The sequence below is a fragment of the Erwinia sp. BNK-24-b genome (assembly GCF_047456155.1).
Lineage (GTDB): Bacteria > Pseudomonadota > Gammaproteobacteria > Enterobacterales > Enterobacteriaceae > Erwinia > Erwinia phyllosphaerae.
In genome coordinates this window covers 600,775-611,152 of record NZ_CP179901.1, presented here as the reverse complement: position 1 = coordinate 611,152, position 10,378 = coordinate 600,775, and the positions used below count along the sequence as shown (strand labels likewise).

The 10,378-nt window shown below is 48.8% G+C and carries 9 protein-coding genes; 4 read left to right on the top strand and 5 right to left on the bottom strand.

Annotated features, from left to right (window positions below):
- Positions 1-26: 26 nt before the first annotated feature.
- From ACMGGR_RS02860 to ACMGGR_RS02845, 4 genes are all read right to left on the bottom strand, one after another.
- The gene (locus ACMGGR_RS02860; RefSeq protein WP_414148117.1) at positions 27-968 is read right to left on the bottom strand and encodes an alpha/beta hydrolase; all 942 of its coding nucleotides are present in this window, start codon (positions 966-968) and stop codon (positions 27-29) included.
- A 102-nt stretch (positions 969-1,070) separates the two neighbouring features.
- Complete coding sequence (locus ACMGGR_RS02855; protein WP_414148116.1) at positions 1,071-3,407, bottom strand: TonB-dependent siderophore receptor; 2,337 nt, start codon at positions 3,405-3,407, stop codon at positions 1,071-1,073.
- Positions 3,408-3,731: 324 nt separating this feature from the next.
- Positions 3,732-4,526, bottom strand: coding sequence for an arylamine N-acetyltransferase family protein (locus tag ACMGGR_RS02850; protein WP_414148115.1), 795 nt, complete (start codon positions 4,524-4,526; stop codon positions 3,732-3,734).
- Between the two features lie 159 nt (positions 4,527-4,685).
- Positions 4,686-5,717 (bottom strand): Gfo/Idh/MocA family protein, encoded by a 1,032-nt coding sequence (locus ACMGGR_RS02845; protein WP_414148114.1) that lies wholly within the window; start codon positions 5,715-5,717, stop codon positions 4,686-4,688.
- A 241-nt stretch (positions 5,718-5,958) separates the two neighbouring features.
- On the opposite strand from ACMGGR_RS02845, the gene ACMGGR_RS02840 reads away from it, so the two are divergent.
- Together ACMGGR_RS02840 and ACMGGR_RS02835 are read left to right on the top strand one after the other, a co-directional pair.
- Positions 5,959-6,303, top strand: a complete 345-nt coding sequence (locus tag ACMGGR_RS02840; RefSeq protein ID WP_414148113.1) for a hypothetical protein — start codon at positions 5,959-5,961, stop codon at positions 6,301-6,303.
- Between the two features lie 612 nt (positions 6,304-6,915).
- The gene (locus ACMGGR_RS02835; RefSeq protein WP_414148112.1) at positions 6,916-7,047 is read left to right on the top strand and encodes a hypothetical protein; all 132 of its coding nucleotides are present in this window, start codon (positions 6,916-6,918) and stop codon (positions 7,045-7,047) included.
- Between the two features lie 189 nt (positions 7,048-7,236).
- Here ACMGGR_RS02835 and ACMGGR_RS02830 read toward each other — a convergent pair whose 3' ends face one another.
- Positions 7,237-7,827: a YopT-type cysteine protease domain-containing protein gene (locus ACMGGR_RS02830; RefSeq protein ID WP_414148901.1), complete on the bottom strand. Its 591-nt coding sequence runs from the start codon at positions 7,825-7,827 to the stop codon at positions 7,237-7,239.
- A gap of 1,473 nt (positions 7,828-9,300) precedes the next feature.
- Between ACMGGR_RS02830 and ACMGGR_RS02825 the strand changes: the two genes are divergently transcribed.
- Both ACMGGR_RS02825 and ACMGGR_RS02820 read left to right on the top strand, forming a co-directional pair.
- Positions 9,301-9,708: a winged helix-turn-helix domain-containing protein gene (locus ACMGGR_RS02825; protein ID WP_246760004.1), complete on the top strand. Its 408-nt coding sequence runs from the start codon at positions 9,301-9,303 to the stop codon at positions 9,706-9,708.
- A 90-nt stretch (positions 9,709-9,798) separates the two neighbouring features.
- Positions 9,799-10,335 (top strand): fimbrial protein, encoded by a 537-nt coding sequence (locus ACMGGR_RS02820; protein ID WP_246760003.1) that lies wholly within the window; start codon positions 9,799-9,801, stop codon positions 10,333-10,335.
- Positions 10,336-10,378: the final 43 nt, after the last annotated feature.

Here is a 10,378-nt window from a genome sequence, read left to right as displayed (position 1 = left end):
CAGGGTACCCACAGCAAAGCCTTTAATTAGCGCTGGCAGGATGCCAGCGCTTTAGCCGCATCAGGGGCGGCAATATGCAGCAACGCCTGCTGGAAACCGGCATTAAAGGTCTGACCGTGAGAAAGTTCAGGATGCGACCAGTAAGCTACCGGCACTCCTTCCGTATGCAGTAAAGCCAGCGTAGCGCGCACCTTGTTCTGAATATCCGGCGCGGGCGCCTGCGGATTTTTGCCTGGCGCGCCGTCCCCTTCGATAAAAAAGAGCCTTTTTGCACAGAAGTCTGGCTTGTTGATTGCCGCCAGCTGCGTAAGCAGTCCGACATATTTACGGTTCAGCGTGGGGCTGGTGGCGTAATAAGAGGTAAAAAAAGAGGAGGAGAGATAAGCATTCAGAGCAAATATTCCGCCCAGAGAGTGCCCCCAGATACCGCGCTGACTGGCGTCGATGCGCAGGCCTTTTTCGGCCAGCGGTGCAATATTCTTCTCCAGCAACTGTTGAAAAACAGCGCTACCGCCCCCCTTCCAGCCTCGTCTGTCCAGCCCGTCGCCCTCACTGTTTTCCATGACGGGCGGCGTATAATCGTAGCTTCTGGCGGCCAGATCGAAGGGTTTATCGGTCTGATAGCCGATGGCGACAACGACAGGGGGATTCTGTGCTGCCAGCTGCTTTAGCAGCGCATCCGATAACCTGTCCATCACCGCATTGCCGTCCAGCAGATAAAGCACCGGATAACCCGACGGCGGCGGCGCTTTATCAGGCACGCCCGTCCATACCTTATAGTGCCTCTGGCCGTCGGCGGAAGCGAAGGTACGGATGCTGAAGTGATAAAATGATGAGCCTTTATCGGCGATATTTGGCCCAAGCGGCGACATATCTGGCCGACAGTAAGCGTTTAATGAACAGAGGAAAGTGAAAAAAAAGGCGGCCATACGTAGCCAGTTTATTCTGCGGTAATGCCGTTGACTCATGCACAAGCTCTCAAGATAAATTTTGCTAAAATGTCACCTGCCCAAAATAGCGAAAGGATAAAGCGGCCCTGCTTTATCCTTCGCTTTTCAGGCAATCCGTAATCAGAAATGCAGTCCCAGCTCCATATAATACGTTCTGCCCGGCTCGTTATAGGTGTTGGCTCCCGCTCCCCACAGGTAGGCACCCGTGGTCGCATTACCGGTACTTTGAGCGTTGCCTTCACGGAAATGACGTTTATCGAACAGGTTGTCGATACCAGTCGTGACGTCCAGATTTTTGGTCACGTTATAGGTCGCACTGACGCCCACCAGCGCATAAGGTTTTACCTGACGGGTTTCGCTGCCCGAAGTCGCTTCGCCTTTATAGTTATATTTTTTCGGTTTCTGACGGCCATACCAGGTCAGCGTCCCCTGCACGGAGAGGTCATTCGTAGCCTGCCAGTCCAGCGTCGAATTAAGCGTATATTTCGGGATAATGGAGAGGTAATCGCCGGTGGTTTTATTCTGATTGTCGATAATCCAGGTGAAGTTATTTTTCATCGACACCGCAGCGGTAATCGGGAAATTAAGCGTTCCTTCCAGTCCCTGCACCACCGCTTTCGGCACGTTTTCCCACTTATAAACATCCGAAGTACCGTTGGAATATTCCGCCGTATAGCCGCCTTCGATTTTGTCATGGTAGTCGTTGCGATACCAGGTCAGACCGGCCTGTACATCATCATGGTTATATTCAATGCCGATCTCTTTATTGACGCTGGTTTCCGCTTTTAAATCACGATTTCCCTGTAGATAGCAGTAGCCCGCGCTGTCGTAGCAGCCCTGTCCTTTACTGAATAACAGGTAGTTGGGGTTGGTTTGATAGAGATTAGGCGCTTTCCAGGCGCGGGCGATCCCCAGCTTCAGGGTAAAGTCGCTGCCCAGTTCCTGCGACAGATTCAGCGCCGGGCTCCAGTTGCTGCCGGTGATGCTCTGGTGATTAAAACGAATTCCCGGCGTCAGGCGCGTGGTATCGGTCAGCTCAATATTATCTTCCGTATAAATACCATAAATATCGGCTGAGCTGTTTATATCGCGCCCGGAGCTGGCGATGCCTTCTACCGCGCCGCCCGCGGTGGTGGATTCGGTATTAGAGGCAGGATCTTTCATTGCCTGATGATTCATTTCCGCGCCGAGCGTGACGGTCTGATTAACCCAAAGATCAAGCGGAAGATTAACCTCTGAGTGCAGGTTGGTGTCATACAGCGTAATGGTGGAGAAACCTTCATCGGAGGGGCTGAAAATCCCCGCGATGCCGCCAGACAGTCCTTCGTTAAGACGGGTGTTACGTGTTTTTTCAAACTGAACGTAGTTGCTGGTGGTGATGCCGTTGTCCCATGCGCCGGTATATTTCAGGCTAAGCGACTGGCGATAAAGGACGTTGGTTTCTTTGCCATAATATTTCTTTACCAGCGCGTTGCTGTTGGTGTTCTGCGTATCACCAGCGTAGAGATTGCCCTGACGGCTGAAGCCCGCATCCAGCTCCAGCGCCTGGTTTGGTAAAAATGCCCAGCGCAGTGCGGAATGCACGTCCTTGTTGATAAAGCCCTCGCGCCCGGATGGCCAGGAGCCGGCATAGGATCCAATCCGCGGCGTGGTGTGGCTTTCGTTAATATCCTGCGCGTCCGCCTGCGTTTTATTCCAGTTGCCGTAGAGCCGCAGGGTGACATTGTCAGCCAGCGCGCCGCTCAGGCTGGCATTATAGCGTTTGGTGCTGCCTTCCGATTTATGCTCCGGCGCGTTGAAATAGGAATTAAAACTGCCGTGCCACGCATCGGTGGTGGGTTTGGTAATGATATTGACCACGCCGCCCATAGCGCCATTGCCATAAAGCGCGGCGGCCGGGCCACGGATAACCTCAATACGGTCAATCATTTCCGGCGGCACCCAGTTGGTATCGCCGCGGGTATCACGCTCGTCGCTCCAGCCAAAACGTACTGAATTACGGCTGCTCACCGGCATGCCATCAATCAGTATCAGCGTATTTTCCGGCCCCATACCGCGAATATCGATCTGGCGATTATTGCCGCGCTGGCCGCTGTTAGAATTACCGGTAAGATTAACGCCAGGCATAGTGCGGATAATTTCCGCGACGTCGCGCTGAATGGGATGTTTTTTTATTGCCGTGCTGTCGATAATGGAGACGCCCGGTGCCTGTAACGTTTGTTGCCGGGCCGTAACCGTCATCGTATTTTCGCTACTGCTCTTTTCATCCTTAATAGCCAGATCTTTATTCTGGTTATTTTCCTGTGTCTGGCTTTGCTTTATTTTGGCAGCATTCTCGCCTGTTTTTATCTGGGTTTCCGTTATATCTTTTGCGTTATTTTCTGCATATACCGGAGTTATTGCCAGGCTCGAGGTAATAAGTGAAGCCAACAGAGAGAACGTAAACTTAACTTTCATAATGGTATTTGTCACCGGCCCTGTGGAAGAGGAAAAGCGGGAAAAACACACTATAGTGAGAATGATTATTAATTACAATCAGGGTTTTTGCGTGCAGAAGAATGAATGGCCCTAAACCCCCCTCCCTTAACCCCTTATTAAATAAGGTTAAAAGTAAACACCCGTCTCAAAACTGCCGTTCGACGATCCTTAACCCTGCCGGGAAGCGTACCGTAACCCGTCATTGCGCACGCAGGTAAGCTAAGGCCGCCCGGCCTTATTATTTTTAGCGCGTGAATAATGGTTTGTTGCGGTAAGGCAGGCTTAACAGCCTGCCCTTTATCGTTAGCTTATTTTTTTATAAATGGCCTGACGTTCGGTCTCGCTCAATACATCGCTATTAGCAAAAAAAGCCATTAATAACGTGCAGAACGCTTCATACGATTGAGCTTCCTGCTCCTGCTTTTCAGCACCATAGGTTGTCTGGCAGCGGTTAAACATATTTACCTGACGGCCATTAATTATTTTCGCCATCATCAGATTATGGCGAAATATCGACTCGCTGTACGTTTCAACAAAATGACTGGCAACCAGGATATCCGCTTCAGCACAGGGTTGCTCGTTAACCATATACATTAGCCGTTTGCTTTCACCGTTTGCCGACAGCAGCCATTCGCCGCCTGGCAATCGCTCCAGTAAAAATCCCTGCTGTTCTCCCTCTTCCAGCCGTAAAGGCGCGGTCAGGCTGACGCCGCCAAAACCGACATCGGCAAGATAATTTATGCCGTCGAGGGCAACGAGCAGCAGCGTATGCGTTTGTGGCGTCGCCGCCGGTGTATCCATTCCCCAGACCACCCGTGCAAGGTGAGAGGTAACGGAAAAGCCGAGCTCTTTTAGCATTTCGCCGAACAAAATATTATGTTCAAAACAGTAGCCGCCGCGTCTTTTCGTCAGCATTTTTTCGGCAATATCAGCGGCGTTAATACTGACCTTTTTGCCGAGCAAAACATCAATATTTTCAAAAGGAATAATCGATGGCCATGCCTTGTGTAGTGCTTTTAGCGTTTCCAGGCTGGCAACGGGTGATATCGCCAGGCCGGCGATATCAGCAAAGCGGGAGAAACAGGAATTAGCGTTCATGCAGGCAGTTTCTTCAGAGGGAAAAAGCTATGTTACCAGCTTTGCGGAATACAGAAACACGCTATTAACACGTCAGCCATGCCCTCTCAGAGCGCACCGTCCGTGGCACGCCAGCCTTACTCTTCATTAGTTCAGCGTCAGAAACTGCCCGTCCATAAACTACTTTTCTTCGTTAAACACGATGCCCAGCTGGCTACGAACCTCATCCATCGCGGACAGCGTCATCAGCGACGTGCTAAGCGGCCGGACAGGCGAATCGATTAAGCCCTGGCCAACACACCAGGCAAGATGCTCCGCTTCGTGATAAAGCTGATCGTAGCGGTTAAGCGGCTCTTCCCAGCGCAGCGTTTTGTTGCCCTGGCTGGACGTCATGACAAAGCCGCCCGGCGCGTAAAATTGTCCATCCAGCACGATAGTGGCGTCGCGACCGGCTATTACTGCCCTGCCTGGCGTATTGCTGAACAGCGTAGTATTAAGCACAGAATGCATGCCGTTGGCGTGCTGCAACAGCATAGAGGCCTGGCCGTTAACACCGCCTTCCGCCAGCTGGCCGATAGCCTGAACCCAGGTTGGTGCGCCGCCGGTCATGACGCTAAAGGCAATCAGGTAGCTGCCCAAATCCAGCATCGGGCCGCCCGCCAGATCGGCATTGAAAATGCGGTGATCGGGGGTGAAAAACTCGCCGTGATCGGCAATTAAGGTATGCAGTTCGCCCAGTGCGCCATCAGCCAGCAGCTGGCGCAGCACGGCATATTTCGGCGTAAAGTCGCACCACATCGCCTCCATACAGAGCACGCCCTGGCGTTTCGCTTCGGCTTTCAGCTGCGCGCCTTCAGTAGCATTTAGCGCCAAAGGTTTTTCTATCAACACATGCTTACCGGCCCGTAGCGCCTGCAGCCCATCCGGAAAATGATGGTTATGTGGCGTAGCGATATAGATCACGTCCAGATCGTTCATGGCAAGCATCTCTTCCGCCGAGCTAAAGGTATGCGGAATCGCCCACTTATCGGCAAAGGCTTGCGTTTTCTCCGCATTGCGTCCTGCCACAGCGACCAGCTTCTGCGAGCTGTTTTCCCGTAACGATTTGGCGAAATGCGCCGCGATCCAGCCCGGGCCAAGAATGCCCCAGCGCAAGGCTGGAATAGCCTGCGGATGCGCGGTTTCAGGTGTGGGTAAAGCTGTAGGGAACATACTGGCTCCTTGTTATCAACGAGCTGACGCCAGCAAGGAAAGCGGCGACGTCGGAACGCTATCCTCGCCGGTCAGTAGCAACACTATAAGATGAGGAGTGCGGGAAAGTGACGGCGCGCTTGATGGAAAACCCTCAGGGCCTGAATCTCTACCTGACGACAACAAAGCCTCTTTTCGCCTGGCACAGAGACCAGCGAAGCGTTAAGCTCGCCGCCACTCTTTTCAGATTCAGAACATCCTTATGAAACGCCAAACTACTGCCTGCCTTATTCTGCTGCCCATCGTCGCTATTGCTCTTTACTTCTTTTTTAAGCCGCACAGGCAGGATCCGCACTACTATGCAGCCGTCTGCGTCGTTATTGATGCAATGGGTGAACCGGCTTCGGCAACGGACTTTGCCGATAAGCTGCATGACGTCATCATTAACGAAAACTCATCTTACGCGGTGGATAAAGTCGCTTTTGACCGACAATCAGCGCAGGGCGCTATTCAGCGCTACATGAAACTGAACGATATGGAGAAAACGCAGGCCCATCAGGGAATGGATGCTTGCCTGGCCGTGATGATGCCGAAGCAGCCTGAATAGCGTGTCAGCGGGCTCGGCGTCTCCGGCCCGCACTTTTTGCTCATCTGCTACTTATTAACATTATTGCAGCATTTTATACCAGCTTACCTGCGTTAAATCGTAAACATACACGGTCAGCCCCTGGCATACTATGGTGCACAATATAATTATCCCTGGCGCTAAACAGACTGCACGCGCATCAATAATAATTCTCTTATTAACAGAGCAGACCAGTTAGCACGCCTTAACATCACACCAGGCTGGCGATAGCCCTGTAGTCATCCCTTATTTTTACGACCATAATAAATTAAAATTCAGTCAATATAACTGCACGCGGAAAAGATAAATAAAACAGATTAATAAAAATATTTTTAGTTGCTAAAAAAAATCCAGCCCGAACCTTTAGTCATTAGTAAAAAACGCTTAACAGGTTTTTTTGCAACTTATCTGTAAATTATATCCTCGTCTCATTTTACTGCCAATTAAAGTTATAATGCCTGTTCTAAATTATTACCCGGCATCAAAACTGACCTTTACGGTGGAATAATTGCTATGCAGGCTGACTATTATTATGTGACTCAGCAGCGAGAACAGCTGGATTGTCATTTGTTGCACAGGCAGGGCTGCCCCAAAATGCCCATCAAAGATAAGCTGGTATTTATTGGCAGTCTGTATGCGCCGCTACAGGCCATGACGATTGCCAGGGTACGTTTTGGTCAACAGGTAAAGGCCTGCTATTTTTGCTGCCAGACCCATAAAGGGTAGCACGCCTGCGCTGTGTATATCCTGCGCACCGCCGGACTCCTCTTCCCCTCAATTAAGTGAGAAAAAGGGTGTGAGCAGCATCTGTCGCGGCAAAGGCCAGGGAAATGAATCCTCTCCCTGGCAAAAAATTACATTTGCGTAGCCTGTAAGCTGAAAAATCGATTCAACAAAGGCTATCTGACAGTCAGATCAGCGCCCCTGGAACGTTTTCCGTAATGCCGGCACCGGAACAGCACTACTGCGTGGAGCTGGTGCCGGAGCACCATGTCGCGGGACGGGTACCGGAGCAATGCTACGTCGTGGAGCGGGCACAGGAGCACCATGTCGCGGGGCTGGTACCGGAGCAGTGCTACGTCGCGAGGCGGGCACAGGAGCACCATGTCGCGGGGCTGGTACCGGAGCAGTGCTACGTCGCGAGGTGGGCACAGGAGCACCACGTCGCGGGGCTGGTGCCGGAGCAATGCTACGTCGCCGGGCGGGCACAGGAACGTCAGCCTCGGGCCTGTGGGCGGAAGTCATACCCTGCAACGCCGGCTCGGACGAAATGCGTTGACCATAGCGGGAAAAAACCGTTTTCTCTAACGGGAACCTGTTCTTTTTTATAATTTTTAACGCAAAAAAATCTACTATTGAGTATATAGACTCTAAAAAAACAACAAATTCAAATATTCCTTTATCACACAAAAATGAACCAAAATTAGGGTCAAAAAAAACCCAGTTACCTTTTCTTAAAGTCAAGGCTACTGCGTGCCTTCCGTATTTATGCCTAAAAATAATCATATAAGTGCCGGAAAGCAGCTCCGCCAGTTGACTAACATAGTCTTTATTAATTATATATTCATAGTCAATACCATCGGTCTGCCTGATCATAGGTATTAAGAAGTGGTTAATATCTGGCTTAACGCCGTTCATCATCTGGTACGTTTCAGCGTGCGAAAAGTTTGCCGCATAGTGCATAGTGTACGCACGCTGCCTGGCCCCAAATTTGAATACATCATTGTAATAACTGTAAGTCTGAGGCCAGTTACGTACCTCGTAGTAGCAAAAGTCTATTACAGCAGTTAAGCACACTCCACCCGCCAGTTCTCTGTCTAAAAAATTATTTGCCAGTCTGGGTTCGAGGCTGAATAGTGTAATCATATGTTAAACACTCCTGTTTTTTTAATTACCTTAATTTATTTTTATTCACCACCATGACAAATCGTTCAGCATTAAAATGCTTTTTCTTATATTGCATAGCGGGTTTTTACTCTTCTGTAACAGTCAAACCAAAAATAAACTGCTCAACGATCTGGCCTGCGGCCTGGAGTTTACCCGATGCGGATGAACGGTCACACTCTTACGCTACAGGCGTGCGACACTATTTCCTGCAGCTCGCCTGATTGTGGGTTCTTATGCTGCCTCTGCCAGAGTGGCAAATTCAGGGCGTGAGCAGCAACGGCCCCAAAGGTATCCTGATGCCGCACGGCGTTAAAGTGATTGAGGACGCCATACGGAAAGCGCCTGACATGGCGGATAGAGGCATAGCCAATTGCGTTGGGAAAATCAGATACGGCGCGATAATGCTGGAACACAGGGAATATGCCATGACGGCACTTTAATTAGTACGCTAAAGATAAAAAGTCTTTCTCTCTTCAGACCCGACCGCAAGATCGCTGATAAAAATAGTCAGGCAAATCGCTTGTAAAAACCAAAAAATATGAGACTATTCCCATTAAAAATAAACTGACATTATGTTCTGTCTGTTTTTTCGTTAAAAACGCATACTGAGAAATGTCCTGGCAAATTCAGAATTTTTTTCGCTACAAATAAGCCGCACTTACCGTTTCACAGGAATGATGTAATCGCTAAGTCATACATATTATTAAAGAAAAAATAATTCACATCGCCTGCCAGCCTTACACCATGTTGCCAGTCATATAGGCTTTTGTAAAAAAAAAGCACTCAGGTAAGCTAAACGGTCAAATTATTATTCCAGGCCTGACCAAAAAAATAGACTTTAAGTTTGATGGTTATTTATATGAAGAATTTGGCATATAATGCCAACAAACAAAAACAATTAAGAACAAAAAACCAGCAAATATCATAACTACACAATAAAATAACATATTAAGATGTAAATACAGCGCTCACTACAAGATTCAGGTGTGTGTTGAGGATATTTTAAGAGAACAGGTAATATAGGCTTCATTCAGGAAAGGGTAACACCCGTAGCTTTAACGTTATCCTGACTCGTTAAATGGAGGCATGAAAATGGATTTGAAAAGCGCAAAAGTTTACGGCTACATGATCGAGTCCGATATTCAGGTTAACATCTCACAAAACAGGATTATCAACATCACTCAGTTGACTAATGAAAAAAGCCGCAGCGTAATAAGATTAAGAAAAACCATGATGCGCCTCTTTATTTATCTGCTGGAAAACGCCAATGGTAACGTTATTGGTAACGAAGAGATATTGACTAACGTCTGGGATAATCACGGCCTGAGCTCCTCCTCTCAACGTCTGTGGCAGGTCATGCGCTGCCTTAAAAATAAACTTATTATGATGGGGATCCCTGAAGACTTTATTATTAAAGCAGAAAAAGATCATATTAAAGGATTCTGTATTAATAAAGACCGGGTCATGCCAATTTATTATTGTGATGTAAAGAATTTGTAGTTGTTTTCTACAAATACCCCTTTTCAGGGGACAACCAATCCTGACAGTAAAAGGATGGATTTTTTAACGTTTTATAAATAAGGATATTCAATGAAAAAGCTAGCGATAGCTGCAGCCGTGGTAACCGCATTTATCGGTATGAACACGCAGGCTACCTCAACGGGGACCATTACCTTTAATGGTGAACTGACAGCAACTTCCTGTAACGTTCTCATTGATGGTGTACAAAACCCAACTATTAAACTACCTACAGCAGGAATTGGCGATCTGGCAACCGCCGGTACGACAGCAGGCGAAACCGCATTTGCTATGGACCTGACGGACTGTAAGGGCACGCTTAAAACGGTCGCTGCTTTTTTCTCAGCAGGCCCAACGGTAAATAGTAATGGTCGCCTGGATAATCAGACCACTGAAGGTGCGACTAACGTATCCCTGCAGCTGGTGGAACCGCATAACAACAACGCTGTAATTGCCATCGGTCAGCAAAGCCAGTCTAATAATACCTTTGCTACCTATGACACCGATGGTAAGGCAACGCTGTATTACGCCGTACGCTACTATGCCGAAGGCACTACCACTGCTGGTCTGGTTTCCAGCAACGTAGTTTATGGTCTGCAGTACAAGTAAATGTTCATTGCAGAGAGAGGTAACTCTCTCTGCTTTTCATTAT

Excerpts from the sequence above, each read along its gene's own strand:
- ACMGGR_RS02860 (WP_414148117.1), bottom strand. The coding sequence starts at position 968 with ATGAGTCAACGGCATTACCGCAGAATAAACTGGCTACGTATGGCCGCC.
- ACMGGR_RS02855 (WP_414148116.1), bottom strand. The coding sequence starts at position 3,407 with ATGAAAGTTAAGTTTACGTTCTCTCTGTTGGCTTCACTTATTACCTCG.
- ACMGGR_RS02850 (WP_414148115.1), bottom strand. The coding sequence starts at position 4,526 with ATGAACGCTAATTCCTGTTTCTCCCGCTTTGCTGATATCGCCGGCCTG.
- ACMGGR_RS02845 (WP_414148114.1), bottom strand. The coding sequence starts at position 5,717 with ATGTTCCCTACAGCTTTACCCACACCTGAAACCGCGCATCCGCAGGCT.
- ACMGGR_RS02840 (WP_414148113.1), top strand. The coding sequence starts at position 5,959 with ATGAAACGCCAAACTACTGCCTGCCTTATTCTGCTGCCCATCGTCGCT.
- ACMGGR_RS02835 (WP_414148112.1), top strand. The coding sequence starts at position 6,916 with ATGCCCATCAAAGATAAGCTGGTATTTATTGGCAGTCTGTATGCGCCG.
- ACMGGR_RS02830 (WP_414148901.1), bottom strand. The coding sequence starts at position 7,827 with ATGATTATTTTTAGGCATAAATACGGAAGGCACGCAGTAGCCTTGACT.
- ACMGGR_RS02825 (WP_246760004.1), top strand. The coding sequence starts at position 9,301 with ATGGATTTGAAAAGCGCAAAAGTTTACGGCTACATGATCGAGTCCGAT.
- ACMGGR_RS02820 (WP_246760003.1), top strand. The coding sequence starts at position 9,799 with ATGAAAAAGCTAGCGATAGCTGCAGCCGTGGTAACCGCATTTATCGGT.